The following is a 19,197-nucleotide window of genomic DNA, read 5'->3' on the forward strand; positions in this document are numbered from 1 at the left end:
AGACACACCGTGATCTCGACGCACATCACGGGCAGCCCCGTCCGTCGTCACCTCAACCCGATTACACGCTGCCGGGCTCAACCCCATTACCGCTATGCAGGGACGACGACGGGCGAGGCACCGACCGAACCGCTTGACACAAAACCACTTACGCTGATGTGCGGACGTTCCACAAAGTGCTTTCGCGGGCCGCGAGGAATCTGCCGAGCAGATCGAACAGGCCCTCGAGAACGTGTAGTTCCTGCTTCGGTCGGCTTGCACGGCAACCTGATTCAGGGCGGCGCGTTCAGTAGCGCAGGCTGGGCCGCAGATCCAGCGCGGCGCGGTCAGCTCCCGCTCCAGCCGCCGGTGTACGCGCCGCCCAGCAGGCGACGCCGGCGGCGGCGCTTGGCTTCCTGGTCGGGCCGGGGCGGCGTCGCTGCAGGCTGCTGCTGGGGCGGCTGTTCGGGGTCACGTTTGGTCTTGCGGAAGATTCCCATGTCGAGCTCCTGTTAGGTAGGGCGATTCGAAGCGATCAGCGGCCTCCGCCGAGGTTTCGAATCAGGACGTTGTGGCCGGGTCCGCGGGTGTCGCTGCGGCGACGATTTCCTGTAGGGCGGCGATATGGCCGGTGAAGGCTGCCCTTCCGTGCTCGGTCAGCCGGGCACGGACCTTGCGGCGGCTGCCGTCCAGGCGGCGTTCGGTGGCGATATAACCGGCGTCTTCGAGGGTGGCGAGCTGCTTGGACAGGGCCGAATCCGACAGCCCCAGGTGGTCTTTGAGGAAGGCGAACTCGGCCCAGTCGGCGGCTGCGAGTGTCGCGACCAGCGAGAGACGCGTGCTCGGGTGGATGAGTTCGTCGAAGCGGGCCTGCGTCACGCGCGCAACCAATGCCGCAGGACGCGAAGGATTTCCGGGCCGCCGAAGCCGATGATCGCCGCCACCAGCACTCCCGCCCAGATTCCGGGGTTGCGGTCGCCGTCCGCGTCCAGAGCCATCGCCAGGCCGATGGTGAGGGCGACGAGCGCGAACAGCATGCCCACAACCACGATCGGGGTGCGGCGTCCGGCCACGGCCGCGCTGACCTGCACCTGATCGGTGCGGCGACGCCCGTTGAGCAGCCGCGAGGCGACGAACGAGTGCCCGGCGCCGAAGATCAGTGTCGCGGCGATGATCAGCCATTGCGGCCCGAGGTCCCCGATCGCGCCGAGCACGACCCAGCCGGCGGCCATTGCCCACCAGTATCCGCGCGGCAGCCCGACCTCCTCGGCCACACGGCGGCGCGCCCGCTCGACCGTGTCCAGCGCGGCGCTTGCCTGATCCGGAGCGACGTTTTCCATGGTGAACTCACTTTCCCAGTAGGAAAGTGAGTCTCCACTTTCCTACTGGGAAAGTCAAGGGTCGAGGGTCGACCTGCCGCCCGGAATGATCGCGATCAGGACTGTCGAAGGGCGGCGCAGCTATCTATTCGGCAGCGTCGAATGCCCGCCTCGGCAGTATTCGACAAACTTGAACCCTGCGTCGCATCGGGCCGCGCCGTGCAGCGAAGGCTGCGCCGAGCGGGCGGGTGAGCGCGCTTACCCGGTGGGACCACCGGCCGCCTCCCGCCGCACCGTCTCCGCGATGCCGGAAAGTGCGGCGCGGAGCTGGCGGCGCTGCACGGTGGTCAGCGGGTCGAACACGAGTCGGCGCACATGTGCGACATGTCCCGGCGCGCTGTCAATCAGTTTCTGCGATGCGGGCACTGAAACGGCGCCTCTCCAACGTCGTCTAAGCAGGCATGCTCGACGACTAGCGCAGACGGGAAACGGCAAGCCCGGGAGGGCAATCGGGGGCGACTACTGACTCCAGCGCGACCGGCTCAACCCCGCATACCGGCACTTCGGACAAGCCACAACCCGGACTTACCGCCAACCAGAATAGCCCCGACCTGGAACCCACGTCTTGACACGAGAGGGGAGCCATGTGCGGACGTTGGTTGGGCGGGATGCTCGTCGCAGCGCTCTGGCGGGACTGGACGGGCGATTCCGGCCGCCCTGGGTAGGTGTTCAAGAACCGATCGATTCGCGGCGGTCCTGCCTATGCAGGTGCCCCGGCGCGCCCACCTCCGTTGCGGTCGTAATCGAGACAGCCGCCGGATATAGGCATCAGACTGTCTTTGGCGGGTGAACTGCGCTCGCCAACGTTCAAGGGCCACGGGAGGACTGGATATGACTGAGTCGCAATCCGAACTGACAGGCGCCGAACTGATCGTGATCCCGGCAACAGAGGTGGCGCCGGAGGATGTGGGCGCGTTGTCGGTTCGATACACCGATGGCGTGCCCGAATTGGTGCTCACCGGTGGGCGCGTCGTCCCGACGCTTCTCCCGGTCACCGATGGGGCCGGCAACCTGCTTGCCACGTACACGGCTGGCGCTGCTGAACCGGCAACGCCGATCCCGATAGTCGCGGCCCGTAATGGCCTCTACACGGCCGACATGACGGTCACATTCGACGCTGTCCCACGACCGTAAGCCCGTAACGCGTCTCTTGGGTCGGACTGGCCGCTGCCGGTGTATCCGTTGTGTCCGGTCCGCGCGGACGAGCATGGGAACCGCCGCCCGCGCCTCGTGTCGAGAATCGTTCGGTTGTTGCACACCGACCCAACCAGCGAATCCCCTGCGCCGTCGTGCCAGACGCTGTCGATTAAACGTGTCGAACAGACAACCCGTCCGACAAGATGAGCCGACCGATTCTCGGACAGCCGCCTGGTCGAAGTGCGCGCTCATCGGCAATATGGTGTGTTGCTGAAGCCGAGATGAACTCTGCCCGTTGATCTTTCGCGAACCCACGCCTGGCAGCTCCGGACCGCGCGGGTCGCGGCATTATCGCGCACTCGCGCTGACTGAAGTCAGCACGGATCGTTCTCATCACGACACGTCGAGTCCCGGATTCAGGGCGATCTCCTCGAGCAGCGCTAACGGCAGAAGCTCGGCGGGGGCGCCGGCGAAGGAGATTTCGATCTGTGTCCCGGACGGGCGGGTGACGGTGACCGTACGGTCAGTTCGCGGCGTGGACGCCAGCGCCGCACTTCGCTCTTCGTGGGTCTCGACCACAGTCCCGTCCGGCAGCCGCCGCCTCGCGCCGCCGTAAGAGGAAGTATCGGGCTCCTGCAGCAGGGGTTGCTCGGTGCTGATCACGATGGCCAACCGCGATTGCCGGCCGTGCGTGGTTACTTGAACCGCCTGGCACACGCCGCCGCCCCTCTCTCCTTGCAGCAGCGCCCCCAATGGCCGGTCCAGGGTCACACCGTCGAGCGGGATCTGCGCCAGCACCGCATCCCATCGACGAGCCTGGGCCTGATCGATCACCGCGCCGGATTTCGAGAAGGGCAGGCAGACCTCGGGCGGGCTCGACGTTCCGGGCGGAACCGGCGCGCTGATGCGTAGTTCGGGATCGGTCACGAGCGCGACGAGTTCATCGATGGCCAAGGGGACGGCTCGGAGACGGCCGCTGCCCTCAGCGGCTTGATCGGTGGCGTTCGCGTGGGCGACGGATCCGTCGGGCAGATAAGCGGTGGCGTCGCGCGTAAGGGTGCGAACCCCGTTGATCTCATACCAGGTGTCATCGGTATCGACGATCGTGCCATCGGGAAGGTGGCGCCGTTCGTCGAGTTCACCTGCGACGCACGGTGGAATCGGCTTGGTGGCTTGGCGCACGGTCACCGACAGCGCGCCCTCTCGGTCACTGCGCAGCAGCGTGGCGTTCGCCCTGGTCCATCCGCCGAATCCCTTGTTCTGCGTGGCATCGCCGAGGATCGGCTGGAACACCAGCGAGCGCGTTACCGGGGCGAAGGCGATCTCGACATCACCGGGCAGCCCATCCTGCAGCGCCTGCGTCATCGCGCCCGCCTTGGGACCGGAGAACCACGGATAGGACGGATTATCGTATTCGTATGTGACCGAGTGAACCATCCCGAACGTTTGCCCTTCCCGCGGAGGTTCCACGACATCCATGTCCACTGTCATCAGCGGTCCATTCTTGCCGCAAGCCATCCATTTCCCAGAGCTGGAAATCCCGGAGTCAGGTCCCGCACGCTGTGATAGCAGCTCGCTCATCGGCATTACCGGACGTTCACTGAGGGGGCCGGGTCACGGTTGACCCGGAAGAAAAGGGTCACGTTTGGGGATCTGGCACAAATTTGGTGATTGCGGATCCCGGGTTGTTCACTCGCTCAACAGGATTCGCTTTCGGAGGAGGTCGGTATTCGCTCGGCCGAACATTTGCCGTTTGAGCATCTTGATGCGGTTGACGTGCCCTTCGACCGTTCCGCTACTCCATGCCATGGTTAGGCCCGCGGTGACTGCGTCCTGGTCGCGGCGCAGTCCTCGGACGAACGAGTGCAGTGCCGGTTGATCGTCGGAGTCGACGGCGACCATCCACCGCTCGAGATCTCGACCGCGCCGCTCGCCCATGATCTCTGCGAAGGCGCGGACGTGCCCGGTGAGAGCGGCAAGTTCCGGACTGATCGCCAGGACCCGATCGAGACTTTCCTGGTGCTCGGGAACAAGGGCGGCGGGGTTGGTCATGATCCAGCCGACGACCTTCCGGACCGCCGGCGGTTTGCGTGGCGGGGCCGGGATATGCGCGAGGGCGCGGAAGGGGTGCAGGTAGTTGCGCACCATCCTCTCGCTGCCTTGGTAGCCGAGGGCTTTGATCTCTGAATCGACGCGAACAGCATCGTCATCGAACACATCCACGGAACCTATGGCGCCACAGGCGAACTGAATCCCCCCGGTGAGTCCGGGGACTTCATCTTCTGTGAAGGATGGAGCTGTGTCGTCGAGGAAGAAGTACCCGGCCGAGCTGCGCGAGCGGGCCGTGCGGATGTATGCCGAGGTTCGGGAGCAGCACGAGTCGGAATGGGCGGCTATGCGTGCGGTCGCCGAGCTGCTGGGTGTCGGGACACCGGAAACGGTCCGCAAATGGGTGCGGCAAGGCCAAATCGACACCGGTGCCCGCCCGGGCATCACCACCGACGAGTCCGCCGAGTTGAAACGACTGCGGCGGGAGAACGCAGAACTCAAGCGCGCCAACGCAATTCTGAAATCTGCGTCGATTTTCTTCGCGGCCGAACTGGACCGGCCACAGCGCTGACCGTCAAATACATCAGCGAATATCAGGGCCATCGTGAGAACGGTGGCCTGCGATGGGGTGTCGAGTCGATCTGCGCCGTGCTCACCGAGTTAGGCGTCGAAATCGCCCCATCGACCTATTACGAACACCGCAACCGGATCCCGACCGCACGGGAGCAGCGCGACGAGGAACTGAAAGTAGAGATCACACGGGTGCACACGCAGAACTACGGTGTCTACGGCGCGAGAAAGGTGTGGCTGCAACTCAATCGGGAACGGATCCGGGTCGCCCGCTGCACCGTGGAGCGGTTGATGCGCGAGCTGGGACTGCGTGGGGCGGTGCGGGGGCGGGTCAAACGCACCACGATCGCCGATCCGGCCGCGCCGCGGCCGGCGGATCTGGTGCAACGAAGATTCGCGCCCACGGCACCGAATCGGTTGTGGGTGGCCGACATAACCTATGTCCGGACGTGGTCGGGGTGGGTGTATGTCGCGTTCGTTGTCGATGCCTATGCCCGACGCATCCTGGGCTGGCGCACCGGAACGTCGATGACCACCGCATTGGTGCTCGACGCGATCGAGCACGCCATCTGGACGCGCGAACGCGACGGCTGGGATGTGAAAGACGTTGTGCACCATACGGATAGGGGGTCGCGATACGCATCTATTGCGCTCAGTGAACGACTCGCCGACGCCGGGATCCACCCCTCGGTCGGAGCGGTCGGATCCTCCTATGACAACGCGCTCGCCGAGACGATCAACGGTCTCTACAAGACCGAACTGATCAAACCACGCGGCCCCTGGCGCACGGTCGATCACGTCGAGTTGGCCACCGCCGAATGGGTGGATTGGTTCAATCACCGGCGGCTCTATCAACACTGCGGTGACATGCCGCCTGCCGCGATGGAGACCGCCTACTACTGTCAACAACCAGCCCAGCAAACCGCTGAGCTGTCACACCCGTAAGTCTCCGGACTCGCCGGGGCGGTTCAGGGAATGTGTTGTACCAGACCGGCTCTCCGCCTGGGCCGGTCCATTTGAAACCGTCGCGGGGGAAGTCGACCCACGACATCACCGGGCCACCGGACAGCTTTTGACAGTGTGGACAACTACAAGTTTCCCTGTCAAGTGCTTCTGTTCAGCGCTAGAGCGCATGCCCGGGTCGCTGTTCAGGTGGCAACATCGGTGAACCTGGATGGATGTCGAATCAGAAGTCTGACCTTGTGAGCGTGGTTGGCGAGCGCCGCCGATCGCCGTCTCGGATCGCGCTCAACGTGGCATGGTCCGAAATCGTGCGCGTGCTGAACGCACTATTCTGCCGATGAGCGAGCTGTTATCAGGGCATGCGGGACCCGACCCCGGGGTTTCCAGCTCTGGGAAATGGATTGCCTCAAGCGAGAATGGACCGCTGATGGGAGCGGACATGGATATCGAGGAAATGCTGGACCGGCTCGGTTCGGTGATCGGGCCGCCACCCGCGGGTGGAGTGGTTCCGGTTCCGTGGGAGCTCGGGCCCGAGGCGATCGGGTTCCAGCTACCAGCGGACTATCGGGCGTTCGTCGACCGGTACGGGATGGTGAGCATCAGCAACGAGCTGCACATCTGTACGCCCTCGACGGCGCCCAGTTCCCGGATCGGGGCGCCGCCCGGTTTCGAGGGATTCCTCTCTGAAACGACGTATCCCTACGCATACTGCGCCATGCTGGCCCAGGCCTACGAGGGCGGGGACTACGACGAGTGTCCGTATCCGCTGTTCCCGGCCGAGGGCGGGCTTCTGAAGTGGGGCAACAACTGGAACTCCGACCACTTCTTCTGGCTGATGCGTGGCCCGGACCCGGACCGGTGGCCAGTCGCCGCCAAGTTCGACTCGATGCTGATGTGGGACCTGTTCGAGGGCGGCTTCCTCGAGTTCGTGCTGGCCGCGGTGACGGAGCAGTATCCGTACTATAGGGACGTTGTTCCCGGCGGGATGACGCAGGTCGGCGATGGCCGTAGCTATCGCTCTCGTGGTGACTGGTCCAAGCGGCTGTGACAGCTGAACCCGCGAACATGGTCAACAGCTATACCCGGGGCGGCTTCGGCACGGTAACTCGAGGGTCGAGTCTCCATCGGGGGTGACGTGCTTCGTTTTGCGAAACTCGCTGAAATTACACCAAACGCACTAATCTGCCGCATAGTGCGCGGTTCAAAACGGCCGCAGCGGATTCCAAATCCGATCGTGAGGTCAGGCAGGTCTGGATCTTTTCAGGGTGCGCATCATCAGAGTGGAATTGATCAGTCCTGCGCACCGACGATCGGAGGCCAGGGAACGGCGTTGGGGCGGAAGCTTTGCCGCTCGGGCACCAAACCCGTGTGGTCGTCGAGGCTCATCATTGTCACACCGACCAGCTTCGCGTCACCGTCGTCCTGGGCACCCACGGAACTCCCGCAAACACCGCAGAAGCCACGCTGGGAATCGGGGAAGGTGTTGTACCAGACCGGTTCCCCGCCGGGCCCGGTCCACTCGAACCCTTCACGGGGGAAGTCGACCCACGACATCACCGGTGCACCAGACAATTTCTGGCAATGTGTACAACTACAAAGGTGGGGAAACGACAGGTTGCCCGATGCTTGGTACCTGATGTTGCCGCTTCTCTGCACCATGCAAGCGGACTCGCCGTCGACTGTGTGACAGAGTGGCGGTGCCTGCTCGGTGCCGTTGACGGCGAAGGGCTTTCGGTGCCGAGCATCGGCGCCGTGGACCGACAGCGCGTGGGCCTCGGATGAACGACGCATGGTGCCTAACAATAAGGAGCGATGTGAACGGCGGCTGTCTCTGCGGCAATATTCGGTTTTCCGCGACCGGCGACCCGGATTTTCCGCATTTGTGCTCGTGTGTGCACTGCCAGCGGCTTTCAGGTGCGCCGGTGATGTCATGGGTGTCTTTCCCGGAAGAAGGATTCGAGTGGACCGGTCCAGGTGGGGAGCCGACCTGGTTCGAGACGTTCCCGCAGATCTGCCGCGGGTTCTGCCCCTCCTGCGGATCGACCATGGCGTCCAAAGGCGACGAGGCCGGTCTGGTCGGGGTCACGATAATGGCGTTGGACGATCACGCCGACCTGGTGCCGGTCAAGCAGAGCTTTGCTCACAACGCGGTCTCGTGGCTGCCCCCGCTGGGATGACCTGGAGCCGCGCGCGGGACGGACACGCCTGTGCCCGTCCCGCGCGGCCGTCCCGGCCCACGAGGGCCAGTAGCGCGAAAAGTCACGCTTAGCGCCCGCGGGCGGCCCTTTGATGCCGAGATACGTTGTGCAACAAACGGTTCCCTGTCGCTGGCCGACGCCATCGGTCCATCTTCGAGAAAAGTCACGCTAGGGATCTACCGCAGATAATGAACCAGTATGTGTCGGGGTCGCACAGCAGGGCCGGTGCGGCGGTGACGGCGCGCAGGTAGTGGTCGATCATCCGGCGATCGGGGATGACTGCGCATGCTGCTCGTCCCCGCCATCATGAAACTGCTCGGCGACGACTGCTGGTGGGCGCCCGCCTGGATGAAACGCATCCAGCTTTCCGGCGGTGAGCGCTACCCGACCTGATGTCGGACGCCTTCGGCTCGGTCCGCGTGCACCGCCGCGACAATGCGCGGTTCGGCGGTGGGAGTCAGCCCTCGGCGGGGATCGAGCGCTGTTTCGGGTGATCGTTTCGAGTACGTGGCGGCACCCTTCGAGGGCGGCGGCCAGGTCGCCGGGGGCGTCTGCGGCACGGAACATCCAATCGCAGCCGTACACAGGTGGCTCAGCGTTCCGGTCCGGCGTCCAGCGCTGCCAGGGCGTTGCGGATGCCTTGCTCCATCACATCGTCGGCGAGCCGTCGGTCGGCGAGGGTGCGGGCGAGCTGCAGGGTCCCGACCATCAGGGCGTAGACGCTGAGCACCTTGACCCGAGCGGACCGCGGATCGCGTGGCGCCAGCCGGGCGGCGATGTCGTCGATGATCCCGAGAACGCTGTCGGTGTAGGCCTGTTTGGTCGGATCCGAGCACCGGCTTATCTCGTCGAGTAGGGCGGCGGACGGGCAGCCGTCCTCGGGGTTGTCGCGATGTTCGGGTGAGAGGTAGGTGCGCACCATCAGTTCGATCCCGGCGAGACCGGGTTCGAACGAGGTGAGCCACTCTCGCTGGCCGCGCAGTTGCTCGGAGACCGCGGTGGCGACCAGGTCCTGTTTGGACTCGAAATGGGCGTAGAAGGCGCCGTTGGTCAGGCCCGCGTCCTTCATGAGCGTGGCGACACCGGAGCCGTCGATGCCATCGCGCTTGAACCGGCGGCCGGCCGTCTCGATGATCCGTTGCTTTGTCGCCAGCTTGTGCTCTTTTGCGTACCGCATCACGTGCTCCTCCACTCGCGGGCCGTGTCAGCCCGTCACCCATGCTAGTACGATCATAATTCAATCCGCTCGAACCCTTGCGCGCATGGTTCACTCCGGCTTATGGTATTACGATCGTAATCTGAAAGGACGGAAGCCATGAAGCCAACATCTCCGCAGGTGGCGCTGGTGACGGGCGCATCCTCCGGCATCGGTAAGGCCACCACGCTCACCCTCGCGCACGCCGGTTTCACTGTGATCGGAACGAGCCGCGACACCTCGCGCATCGCCCCCGGCAACGGCGTGGCGTTCCTGGACCTCGACGTGACCAGTGACGGGTCGGTCGCCAGCGTCGTCGAGCAGGTGCTCGAACGCTTCGGGCGGCTCGACGTGCTGGTCAACAACGCCGGGCTCGGTATCAACGGAGCCGCCGAGGAGATCTCGATGGCCCAGACACAGAGCCTGTTCGACGTCAACGTCTTCGGCCTCATACGCATGACGAAGGCCGTCCTGCCGCACATGCGCACCCGCGGCAGCGGGCGCATCATCAATGTCTCCTCCGTCGCCGGTTTCGTGCCCAACCCCTTCATGGCCAACTATGTGGCGACCAAGCACGCGGTCGAGGGGTATTCCGAGTCGCTGGACCACGAAGTCCGGGAATGCGGCGTGCGGGTGCTGCGGGTCCAGCCCGGCCCGGTCAACACTTCGTTCGACGCCAACCAGATACAGGCCGACACCCTGCTGGCGGTCTACGCGCACCGACGAGGCGTGTTCGAAGATGTCATGAGGGAGACGATGCGCGGCGGCGAGGATCCCGCCGACGTCGCCAAGGTGATCGCCACCGCAGCCACCGACCCGAAACCGAAACTGCGCTACACCGCGGGTTCGACGGCCGCCCGCGTCAGCGTGCTGCGCCGCATCGCCCCCGCACGGGCCTTCGACAAGGGCGTTCGCAAACTCAACCGGATGGTGGACTGACATGCGGGCGTTCACCGTCGATCACTACGGAAAAACCGGCAACGACCTGCAGGCCGCGGACGTGCCGCAGCCTGCGATGGGCGAACGCGATGTGCTGGTCGAGGTTCACGCCGCAGGGGTCAACGTGCTCGATGCCAAGGTCCGCAATGGGGAGTTCAAGCTGATCCTGCCCTATCGCCTGCCGTTGATCTTGGGCAACGACGTGGCCGGTGTTGTGGTCCAGGTCGGCGCCCTGGTGCGGAAGTACAAGGTCGGCGACGAGGTCTACGCGCGACCGGACAAAGACCGCATCGGCACATTCGCGGAGTTCATCGCCATCCACGAAGACGACCTGGCTGTGAAGCCGAAGCGTCTCACGATGACGGAAGCGGCCTCGGTCCCGCTGGTCGGCTTGACCGCCTGGCAGGCGTTGATCGAAATCGCCGACCTGAAGAAGGGGCAGAAGGTCTTCATCCACGCCGGCTCCGGCGGCGTCGGAACATTCGCGATCCAACTGGCGAAGCATCTCGGGGCGACCGTGGCCACGACTACCAGCGCGGGCAACATCCACCTGGTCACCAGACTCGGCGCGGATGTCGTGATCGACTATCGCAAGGACGACTTCGAAACCGTCCTCCACGACTACGACGTGGTGATCAACAGCCTCGACAACGCGACGTTGATGAAATCCCTGCACGTGCTGAAACCGGGCGGAAAACTCATCTCGATCTCCGGCCCACCGGATCCCGACTTCGCCCGGGAAATCGGGCAGCCATGGATTCTGCGGCCGGTAATGTGGGTGCTGAGCCGCCGGATCCGCAAAGCCGCCAAGCGGCGCGGAATCACCTATTCGTTCCTCTTCATGCGGGCAAGCGGAGACCAACTCGACGAGATCGGTTCGCTGATCGACTCCGGGATCATCCGACCGGTCATGGACCGCGTCTTCCCCTTCGAAGCGACCAACGAGGCCATGGCGTACGTCGAAAAGGGGCGCACCAGAGGCAAAGTCGTCATCAAAGTGAAATAAACCATCAGGCAGGAGCTGACCATGACTGTGCTCGACACTTACCAGGACGCACCGACCAAGACCGTCGACATCGGCGGGGCGAAGTTCGCCTATCGGGAACTGGGACCGGAAACCGGCACCCCGGTGATCTTCCTCAACCATCTGGCCGCGGTCCTGGACAACTGGGACCCCCCGGTCGTCGACGGCATCGCCGCGCGACACCACGTGATCACCTTCGACAACCGGGGTGTCGGCGCCTCACAAGGCAAGACACCGCGCACGGTGACCGCGATGGCTCGCGACGCCATCGCCTTCATCCGCGCACTGGGCTACCACCAGGTCGACCTCCTCGGATTCTCACTCGGCGGCTTCGTCGCCCAGGTGATCGCCGAACAGGAACCACGACTGGTCCGCAAGCTGATCCTCGCCGGCACCGGCCCGGCCGGCGGCGAAGGCATCGACAAGGTCACTGCGATCACCCTGCTCGACACCTTGAAAGCCACACTGACCTTCAAAGACCCGAAGGAATATCTTTTCTTCACCCGCACGCCCAACGGAAAGGTAGCGGCCCGGCAGTTCGTGAACCGACTCAAGGAACGCGCGGAAAACCGGGACACAGCGATTTCCGTCACCGCATTCCGCAACCAGCTCAAAGCCATCCACACGTGGGGAGGGCAGAACCCGTCCGACCTCAGCCTCATCCACCATCCGGTCCTGGTCGCCAACGGCGACCAGGACCGGATGGTGCCCAGCAGCAATTCCACCGACCTGGCCGGGCGCCTGCCCAATGCCCATCTCACGCTCTACCCCGATGCCGGGCACGGCGGCATCTTCCAATATCACGACAAGTTCGTCGACGAAGCTGTCAATTTCCTCGACTCGTGATGTCCGGGCTCACGCCTTCGCCCGATTACGAAGTGCTGCTCTGCCGTGTGACTGATGAATCGGCTGGCGCAACGCGGGATTCGAAAGGACCCCTCACGCTGCCTCATCAATGCATCGGCTCGGCAGGCTCATTTGAATGCGGTCGGCGACCGGGAACGCCCAACGCGGCCTGCCGCCGGGATACTGCGGCGGCGTAGCCCGCACGGGTGTTACCAGCGAAGTCATTCCATGCCGTGGCGGTCCCGGGGTGCAAGTTGAGCAGGTCTGACAGCACAGGATGAGACCACCTACCGACACATTTCGGAAAGCACTGAGTGTCCACCGATTTCAGTCCTCGTCCGGGGCGTCCGGATCACGCAGCGCCCCGCGACAACGCCGGGAACCGGCCGTACTCGATGGCACCCTCATCCTGCACAGCCGCACATGAAACCATCAGCGGCACAGGCCCGCTCGTCATTCCAACGAATCAATCGAACAATAACGATCGGTCCGTCGAAAGCGGCGCTAAGCGTGACTTTTCTCGTCACTGGACCTCATGGGCCGTCCCCTAGCCAGCTCTAGGCGGTGGAGCCAGGGTGATCAACACCGGTTCGGCTGGCGCCAGCCGTGCCAATCGTTCTGTCTCCGAGCGTTTTTGCCGTAAGAACAACAGTGTCAGATCGATCCCTTCGATCTCGCCGAGCCAGGATTCCTGGGTGGCGCGTGCTCGCCGCTCAACCAGGTCAGCTTCGATCTCGGCCAACCGCGGCAACATCTTCGGATTGATGTTGAGCATTGGGCATCGTATGCAGGCGTGTTCATGTTGGCAGGCGGTGCCGTATGGGCGGGCGCAGCCGCCGAGTTCGACTTTGCGTTTGTCGAAGTGTTCTTGGAAGCCGTCCCATTCCTCAGCTGTCGGTTCACGGTATTCGTCAGCCGGCCGCGTCCGCCGCCTGTTCTCGAGGTGAGCCTGGTAGTGCATGACGACATCCTCATCGAATACCGCCACGTAGCCGCGGAAAGTTTCGAGGTTGAGATGACCGAGCAGGGCTGCGCCGATGTGAATCGGAAGCCCGCTGTTGGCGAGATCTGTAGCGAAGAGACGTCGCAAATCGTGGGGCGTGAAGTGAAGATCCTTGAAAGCGGGGTTGATCGCCGAGAGTTCCTTGCAGGTGTCGATAAGCCAGTTGAGAACCCCGCCGCGACTCAGGACTATGCGGTTCGCGCCGCTTCGCCTTTGAAACAGGTAGGGCATGGGCTCGCTCCATACCTTTTCGTGGTCGTCATATCGAGGAAGCAGAGCGATGCTGTCCGTCACGAGTGAGGCGTCGAATGATCTGGGCGACAATGTGAAAGAGCTCGGCTGACATGGGAATCACTCTTTCCCTGTCGGATTTGGAAGGCGCGATGACCAGCAGTGGGATGACCTCGCCGTTAGGCCGCCGATATTGCCGGATGCTCAGCTGAGTGAGTTCGACCAGCTCCTCGATCCGGATGCCCGACAAGCGAAGAATTTCGAGCGATGCCCACCGCCAGAAACAGTAATCCTCGTGCAGGGTGATGTTGATCCGTTCGCCGGTTTCACCGTCGAGAAGGCGGACCGCGATATGGTCGGGACTCATCATGTCGTGAGTGGTGATAATCCGTGTGTATTCACGGCCACGGTGTGTGAAAGGGTGATCGCGCTCCACTTGCGCCCCCGCCTCTAGAAGTGCGTGAGCGTTCTCGTATGCGGTTTCGACGGATTCGGTCAAGATCGGCAGTAGTGGTTGCAGCACCCGGGTCCTGTTGTCCATCCGCTCTTTCAGGCGGCGACGACGCTTCTTGAATCCCCGCAACTCGCCGTAAGGGATCGGGCATGGTGCCGCCCACCGCGCCCACGTTGCGGGGTCCTCAGCGGCCCAGCTGTGGATGTCCGCGTAGAAACTCCGGACTATCACCAAGATGCCGTGAGGATCGGTGCGTGGTCGCCGATCTCCGCGTGCGGTCTCGACCCAGTTGATGGTCTCGCGCCACTGCTCGTAGACGTGCTGCTCGATATGGAGCGTCTCCTGGGATGGGGCAATCGACTCGATCCTCGACCAGAAGTGCCCGGCCAGGGCCAGGACGATGCCAGACAGGGACGTGTAGTCCGAGTCGACCTGACGGCGAGTGAGGTAGTCGATCAACAGCTGCCGGATGCCCTCGTTCTGGATCTCGTAGCGGTCGACGCGTTGTTCGATCGACGGCCGTCCCCTGCGGATCAGCGCGCGCATTGTGGGCGGTGTGGATGAGGGGAAGTTCCCGGTGTCATGCAGGATCTGCCAGGCGAGTCCGCCAGCGAAGGAGGTCGTGTCACCTTTGGCACCGACTTTGAGGCCGTGGCAGCGGGTTTCGTGAGCGTAGTGCAGCAGAGCGGGCGGGGTCAGTTCGGCAAGCGAAATTCCCTGGACAGTGATGGCGCAGCAGATATCGAACAGGGCATGCAAGCGGGGGCCTCGCGGCAGATCGGTGCGCGATTCGACGTAGGCGAAGAGCCTGTCCAGCGCCGGATCTCGTTGCAAGGAACGGAATCCCTCGGGGTAGCTCGTGAACCGATTGGCGCGGAAACCGAGGAGCGAGGGCTGAACAACCCGAAGTCCGAACAAGGTTCTAATGGCGTGGTTGGCCATTGCTCGACGCTTCGCGTCATCCGGAAACAGGAGGGAGCCGACTCGGTCGGTTCCCTCATTGAAACCCGCGCTCTCCCAACGCTCTTGCCATGATGCTCCAGAGAATTCGAGAAGCCGCCCGAGAAGACATCGCAACGCTCGGCCGTGATTTCCTTGTGTGATCTTGTTGACGTCTGGCCATGCCCGTCGCATAGCTGCGTCGATGTCCTCGATCGAGGCGTGAGTCAGGTCGCCGAACGGCCGCGGCGGGTTCGGTGATGGTGGAGCCGGCGCGGCCTTGATCGCGGCGTCGAATCTGGTGCCGCCCTCCGGGCCCGGGTCGAGGAGCATCGGCGAAGCAGCCGATGCCACCAGCTACCCGAGGATCGCGAGCGAACTGGACCAACTCGCGTGAAAACGATGAAACCCCCCACCCGTATGTGGGTGGAGGGTTCGCGATCCCTCAAAGGGACGATGATGCGGCAACGGTAACAGTCGACCAGGGAAGGAGCAGCCGTGCACGAAGGCATCCGCGCCGACCCACCGAAAAGGCCCGAAACCGAGCACATGAACCCTGCTCAGTTCCAGGTGATGCGCGAATTCCTTGGCCTCACAGGCGCCGACCCTCGCACATCGACCTGACCATCTGCTCCAACTACGGCGTCGACGAGGCGGTCCGCGACCACTGCACTTGCCACCCATCGATCTGTCGGCTTGGCCCGTCGCCGTCACCGATCTACTCTTCCCGTCACGGGAATGGCGTCGTGACCTGCACGCCCGCCGCAGATGACTCCCCTTGCCGCGTCCGGTCGGGTACCCTTCAAACCATGGCCGACCAGGACGACCACGTCGAAGTTACCGAGCTGCGCGACGAGCGCGGCCAGGTCGTGCGCGTCCCGACCGCATTGCTGCGCAGCGGCCCCCCGCCCGCCTTCTTCGATGACGACGTTCGCGCCCAGGAGGCCGCCGCCGCCGAAGCCGCCCTCAGCCAGTATTCCCCCGAGGACATCGCCAAAGCTCGCGCCTGGTCACGTTCGATCGCCGCCGGCCTCGACAACGCGATGGCCGCAGGCGCCGCGTAAGTGAGTGCGACCGCCGACCACACAATCCTCGCCCACATAGCTTCACTTCCCGTCTACGGGGAAGTCCTGCTCGACGACTTCCGCAAACAGCGGCGAATCCTGGTGGTACCCACCGAATCCATGGCGCTCGCATCACGGGTCGCGGGAGACGACAGCCCCAGTCTGTCGATGCTGTTGCAGCGTCCGGCCACTGTGAAGTGGAGTGAGCTCGATCCGACTACGGCCTTGCGGCTCGGGCAACATGTTCCGCTGCTCGACCGGCTCGCGGAGTGGTCCATGGTCGCGCCGGTCGTCTGGGCCTCGCAACGGCACGACATTCCAGTCCTGACTCGCCAGCCAGAGCTGTACGAGGGCCATCACGTCATGGTCGTTCAGGCACCGTAAACCGAGATCCCTTCAGCTGCAACAAGTTCCAGCTGGTGGTCTCGGTCGATCATTAGAGCTACCGCGGCCCAGAGCCTGCCCGGCTGTCGCAGCTCCCGCACAATCACCTTCCAGCCGCATAACGCACGCCCCGGTAGCGTCTGGTGCGGACGCCCGGCTCCAGCCCTGGCCATCCATCCCGCTATGGACGGCCGCTGGTCGGGTCATGAGGCGGCACCGCCCGCGCTGAGCGCCATTGCCGGGTTTCGATTCGGCCCTGCCCATTCCCTGTCGAGATGGCGAACCCGACCAAAACGATAGCGGGGCTTCAGTCCACAGCTCGTGGATCCAGGACTGGACGGTCATGACAATCAGACGGGTCAGCGCCACAAAACATAAAGATCGGCAGGTCAACGTCCGCGGTACTGCGCTGGTTCAGGCTCGGGGTGGGGCCGGCCGAGGTAGGTTGATCGCCGAACATCGCTACGCCGCACCGGACTTCGCCGGTGGGTGTGCTTCTCGTCGTTCGTTTCACGCTTGTCTCACCCAACCTACTCGGGAGATCGATATGCGTTTTGGACGGTTCTTGTCGCTCGGTGTCGCCGCGCTCATGGCTACCGCGGTCAGCGGGGTCGGCGCGGCTACCGCGCAGCCCAGCGCGACGTGCGGCGGTGTGTCGTTCGCCGAGGACATGCTCAACGCCCACAACCAGCGGCGGGCCAAGCATCAATCGCCACCGTTGGTGCTGGACCCGACGGTCACGAGCACCGCCCAGAGGTGGGCGGACAAGTTGCTCAAGAAGCGCGAACTTGCACACTCGGTCGGCACCGGCTACGGCGAGAACCTGTTCTACATGATGGGGGACCAAGTTACCGGCTTCGGAGTGACCAAGGCGTGGTACGACGAGATCAAGGACTACGACTTCAACAACCCCGGATACTCCCAGACCACCGGACACTTCACGCAGGTGGTCTGGAAGAACAGCCAGCGGCTTGGAGTCGGGATCGCGTGCGACGGCACCCGAAGCTATGCCGTCGCCAACTATGACCCGGCCGGCAACATGGGCGGCGTCTCGAGCAGTGACACCAGTCAGCATTACCGAGAGAACGTGGGGCGCCCGAGCTGATACCGCAACGGCGGCAGCACCAACCGACTGGGAATCGCCCCGAACCCGTGGGGTTCCGATCCGCGACATCGTCGCCCGGCACGGATCCGGGCCGTGGCCAACCGAGGATCTCGGCAGCATGGTCATCGATCGACCGGCGGGCGTACCGCGTCCCATGGCACCCAATGCCGCAACGTCACCGCGGTCACGCCCGCATGGACCGGTGGAGTGCACGTATTCGGTTCGTGCACTATTCCGTCGGCGAGAAGACCGCTGGTGTCGACGGAGGTGGGGTCGCCATGGGCGAGTCCTCCGCGCGCGTGCCTGTCCGGAATGCGCTGTAATGCCGAGAAGCGCGCATCCCAGGTGGACACGCGCTTCTGCCGAATGCAGGCAGCGGGCGTCGCTACTTGATGCGGGCGACGTACTTGCCCGCCCCGTGACCCGATGCCAGCAGGTCGTGTGCGCCAGTGACGTCGTCCAGTGAGGGCAGTTCGGTGACCGGGAGCGAGAGTTCGCCCTCGGCGAGGTAATCGAGCACACGGCGGGTAGCGGCGGCGACCTTCTCCGGTGCGCCGGTCACGAGACTACGATGACTGAAGCCGGTGAGGGTCAGATTGCCGCCCAGCAAACGGCCGAAGGGTGGCAGGGAAGCGGGTGCGCCGCCCCCGGCATTACCGAACAACACGATTCGGCCGGTAGGGCCGGTGACCGCGAGATCCAGGTCCAGGGCGTCGGTGCCGAGCGGGTCGAGCACGAGGTCGACGCCGCGGCCGTCGTTCGACGCGCGGATCTGCTCGGCCAGGTCGCTGCCACGGACAAAGACGGTGTCGTAGCCAGGCACTGGCCGGCCCGCCCGGCTGACGGTGCCCAGGAGACGGCCACCACCGAGTAGCGGCACCAACTGTGCCACCGCGCTACCGATGCCACCAGCGGCGGAGTGGACCAGCACTGTGTCACCGGGGGTGAAACGTCCGGCTTCGGTGAGAAGCAGTAACGCGGTGGCCAGGCCGAGGGGGGCGGCGGCGGCCAGCTGCAACGGGACCGCGGCTGGCACCGGGACGGTGAGTTCGGCTCGGGCTGTGGTGACTTCGGCGAATCCACCACCGCCGAGCGCAACCGCGGCGACCCGGTCACCAACGGTGAGATCGGTGACCCCGGCGCCCAGTTCGCGTACGGTGCCGGCGATTTCCAGCCCCGGGCGGTATGGCCAGGACGACGCGTAGCCCGCATCGCCGCGGCGGGCCATCACGTCCATGAAGTTCAGTCCCGCGCAGGTGACGTCGATGCTGACCTCGCCCGCAGCCGGTCGAGGCGTGTCCACCTCGCGGATCTCCGAGTTTTCCGCGCCGCCGGGGGCGGTCATCACCAGTGCACGCATCTTCACTCCACAAACTCACTGCCGTTGGTCGAATCGATCACCCGTGAGGGCTCCACCTTCATACACGATGGCTTGTGCTGGGATATCGATGGCGGTGATCACGCCAGCAATTCGAGGCGAGGTGTCCGGTTGCGCGGCAATGATTTCACCGCGAGCGAGGACATTCTCATTCCGACCAACCCTCGGCCGACGAGCATCTGAGCCAGGCGCGTCACCATCCGCTACTGCCGCATATCGCGCGTGGCGCTGGCGCGACGTCCCCCCCTTTTTGATATGCCACTCGCATGGCCACGCTCTGCGGGCGCCGGCGAGTTCCGGAGACGAGGTCTGGAACATATGTGTAACGAGTGGTGAGCGGTGCCAACAGGCCGGGCTGAT

22 protein-coding genes are annotated in these 19,197 nt (G+C 64.3%); 10 read left to right on the top strand and 12 right to left on the bottom strand.

Annotated features, from left to right (window positions below):
* Positions 1 to 326: 326 nt before the first annotated feature.
* The 4 genes from OHQ90_RS23880 to OHQ90_RS23895 form a co-directional block, all read right to left on the bottom strand.
* Positions 327 to 479: a hypothetical protein gene (locus OHQ90_RS23880; RefSeq protein WP_328401003.1), complete on the bottom strand. Its 153-nt coding sequence runs from the start codon at positions 477 to 479 to the stop codon at positions 327 to 329.
* A 61-nt stretch (positions 480 to 540) separates the two neighbouring features.
* Positions 541 to 858 carry a transcriptional regulator gene (locus OHQ90_RS23885; protein ID WP_328401005.1) on the bottom strand — a complete coding sequence of 106 codons (318 nt, stop codon included), beginning with the start codon at positions 856 to 858 and terminating at the stop codon, positions 541 to 543.
* Positions 855 to 1,319: a hypothetical protein gene (locus OHQ90_RS23890; protein ID WP_328401007.1), complete on the bottom strand. Its 465-nt coding sequence runs from the start codon at positions 1,317 to 1,319 to the stop codon at positions 855 to 857. Before OHQ90_RS23890 ends, OHQ90_RS23885 begins: the two co-directional genes overlap by 4 nt.
* Positions 1,320 to 1,556: 237 nt before the next feature.
* Positions 1,557 to 1,724 (bottom strand): hypothetical protein, encoded by a 168-nt coding sequence (locus OHQ90_RS23895; protein ID WP_328401009.1) that lies wholly within the window; start codon positions 1,722 to 1,724, stop codon positions 1,557 to 1,559.
* 465 nt (positions 1,725 to 2,189) lie between these two features.
* Here OHQ90_RS23895 and OHQ90_RS23900 point away from each other — a divergent pair, with 465 nt between their 5' ends.
* A complete protein-coding gene (locus OHQ90_RS23900) occupies positions 2,190 to 2,492 on the top strand; it encodes a hypothetical protein (protein ID WP_328401011.1) in 303 nt (100 codons plus the stop codon).
* A gap of 396 nt (positions 2,493 to 2,888) precedes the next feature.
* On the opposite strand, the gene OHQ90_RS23905 is transcribed toward OHQ90_RS23900, so the two are convergent.
* Together OHQ90_RS23905 and OHQ90_RS23910 are read right to left on the bottom strand one after the other, a co-directional pair.
* Positions 2,889 to 3,860, bottom strand: coding sequence for a hypothetical protein (locus OHQ90_RS23905; protein WP_328401013.1), 972 nt, complete (start codon positions 3,858 to 3,860; stop codon positions 2,889 to 2,891).
* Between the two features lie 324 nt (positions 3,861 to 4,184).
* Positions 4,185 to 4,643: an ISL3 family transposase gene (locus OHQ90_RS23910; RefSeq protein ID WP_442941491.1), complete on the bottom strand. Its 459-nt coding sequence runs from the start codon at positions 4,641 to 4,643 to the stop codon at positions 4,185 to 4,187.
* Between the two features lie 151 nt (positions 4,644 to 4,794).
* Between OHQ90_RS23910 and OHQ90_RS23915 the strand changes: the two genes are divergently transcribed.
* Both OHQ90_RS23915 and OHQ90_RS23920 read left to right on the top strand, forming a co-directional pair.
* A protein-coding gene (locus OHQ90_RS23915; protein ID WP_442941159.1) for an IS3 family transposase occupies positions 4,795 to 6,059 on the top strand; the annotation gives its coding sequence in 2 pieces (ribosomal slippage) (positions 4,795 to 5,113 and positions 5,113 to 6,059; 1,266 coding nt in all).
* Between the two features lie 457 nt (positions 6,060 to 6,516).
* Positions 6,517 to 7,125, top strand: a complete 609-nt coding sequence (locus OHQ90_RS23920) for a hypothetical protein (RefSeq protein ID WP_328401017.1) — start codon at positions 6,517 to 6,519, stop codon at positions 7,123 to 7,125.
* Positions 7,126 to 7,367: 242 nt separating this feature from the next.
* On the opposite strand, the gene OHQ90_RS39510 is transcribed toward OHQ90_RS23920, so the two are convergent.
* Positions 7,368 to 7,868, bottom strand: coding sequence for a GFA family protein (locus OHQ90_RS39510; protein WP_442941163.1), 501 nt, complete (start codon positions 7,866 to 7,868; stop codon positions 7,368 to 7,370).
* Here OHQ90_RS39510 and OHQ90_RS39515 point away from each other — a divergent pair.
* Complete coding sequence (locus tag OHQ90_RS39515; protein ID WP_442941164.1) at positions 7,856 to 8,254, top strand: GFA family protein; 399 nt, start codon at positions 7,856 to 7,858, stop codon at positions 8,252 to 8,254. The two genes, OHQ90_RS39510 and OHQ90_RS39515, sit on opposite strands and share 13 nt — an antisense overlap.
* A gap of 613 nt (positions 8,255 to 8,867) precedes the next feature.
* Here OHQ90_RS39515 and OHQ90_RS23935 read toward each other — a convergent pair.
* Positions 8,868 to 9,452: a TetR/AcrR family transcriptional regulator gene (locus tag OHQ90_RS23935; protein ID WP_328401019.1), complete on the bottom strand. Its 585-nt coding sequence runs from the start codon at positions 9,450 to 9,452 to the stop codon at positions 8,868 to 8,870.
* 138 nt (positions 9,453 to 9,590) lie between these two features.
* Here OHQ90_RS23935 and OHQ90_RS23940 point away from each other — a divergent pair, with 138 nt between their 5' ends.
* Genes OHQ90_RS23940 through OHQ90_RS23950 form a run of 3 tightly spaced genes read left to right on the top strand, consistent with a single transcriptional unit; the run spans position 9,591 to position 12,279 of the window.
* The gene (locus tag OHQ90_RS23940; RefSeq protein ID WP_328401021.1) at positions 9,591 to 10,409 is read left to right on the top strand and encodes an oxidoreductase; all 819 of its coding nucleotides are present in this window, start codon (positions 9,591 to 9,593) and stop codon (positions 10,407 to 10,409) included.
* Between the two features lies 1 nt (position 10,410).
* Positions 10,411 to 11,415 carry an NADP-dependent oxidoreductase gene (locus OHQ90_RS23945; protein WP_328401023.1) on the top strand — a complete coding sequence of 335 codons (1,005 nt, stop codon included), beginning with the start codon at positions 10,411 to 10,413 and terminating at the stop codon, positions 11,413 to 11,415.
* Positions 11,416 to 11,436: 21 nt separating this feature from the next.
* Positions 11,437 to 12,279 carry an alpha/beta fold hydrolase gene (locus OHQ90_RS23950; RefSeq protein ID WP_328401025.1) on the top strand — a complete coding sequence of 281 codons (843 nt, stop codon included), beginning with the start codon at positions 11,437 to 11,439 and terminating at the stop codon, positions 12,277 to 12,279.
* A gap of 547 nt (positions 12,280 to 12,826) precedes the next feature.
* Here the strand turns inward: OHQ90_RS23950 and OHQ90_RS23955 are convergent.
* A complete protein-coding gene (locus tag OHQ90_RS23955; RefSeq protein WP_328401027.1) occupies positions 12,827 to 13,513 on the bottom strand; it encodes a tyrosine-type recombinase/integrase in 687 nt (228 codons plus the stop codon).
* Between the two features lie 28 nt (positions 13,514 to 13,541).
* On the bottom strand, positions 13,542 to 15,239 hold the full coding sequence (locus tag OHQ90_RS23960; protein ID WP_328401029.1) for a hypothetical protein: 1,698 nt from the start codon (positions 15,237 to 15,239) through the stop codon (positions 13,542 to 13,544).
* A 476-nt stretch (positions 15,240 to 15,715) separates the two neighbouring features.
* Between OHQ90_RS23960 and OHQ90_RS23965 the strand changes: the two genes are divergently transcribed.
* The 3 genes from OHQ90_RS23965 to OHQ90_RS23975 all read left to right on the top strand — a co-directional run bounded on the left by OHQ90_RS23965 (position 15,716) and on the right by OHQ90_RS23975 (position 17,459).
* Positions 15,716 to 15,970 (top strand): hypothetical protein, encoded by a 255-nt coding sequence (locus OHQ90_RS23965; RefSeq protein ID WP_328401031.1) that lies wholly within the window; start codon positions 15,716 to 15,718, stop codon positions 15,968 to 15,970.
* Entirely contained in the window at positions 15,971 to 16,354 is a 384-nt protein-coding gene (locus OHQ90_RS23970) for a hypothetical protein (RefSeq protein ID WP_328401033.1), read from the top strand.
* A gap of 547 nt (positions 16,355 to 16,901) precedes the next feature.
* Positions 16,902 to 17,459, top strand: a complete 558-nt coding sequence (locus tag OHQ90_RS23975) for a CAP family protein (protein ID WP_328401035.1) — start codon at positions 16,902 to 16,904, stop codon at positions 17,457 to 17,459.
* Positions 17,460 to 17,581: 122 nt separating this feature from the next.
* Here the strand turns inward: OHQ90_RS23975 and OHQ90_RS23980 are convergent, their stop codons facing one another.
* Together OHQ90_RS23980 and OHQ90_RS23985 are read right to left on the bottom strand one after the other, a co-directional pair.
* On the bottom strand, positions 17,582 to 17,812 hold the full coding sequence (locus OHQ90_RS23980; protein WP_328401037.1) for a hypothetical protein: 231 nt from the start codon (positions 17,810 to 17,812) through the stop codon (positions 17,582 to 17,584).
* Between the two features lie 32 nt (positions 17,813 to 17,844).
* The gene (locus tag OHQ90_RS23985; RefSeq protein WP_328401039.1) at positions 17,845 to 18,819 is read right to left on the bottom strand and encodes a quinone oxidoreductase family protein; all 975 of its coding nucleotides are present in this window, start codon (positions 18,817 to 18,819) and stop codon (positions 17,845 to 17,847) included.
* Positions 18,820 to 19,197: the final 378 nt, after the last annotated feature.

The sequence above is a fragment of the Nocardia sp. NBC_00403 genome (assembly GCF_036046055.1).
In the GTDB taxonomy this organism is placed as follows: Bacteria; Actinomycetota; Actinomycetes; order Mycobacteriales; family Mycobacteriaceae; genus Nocardia.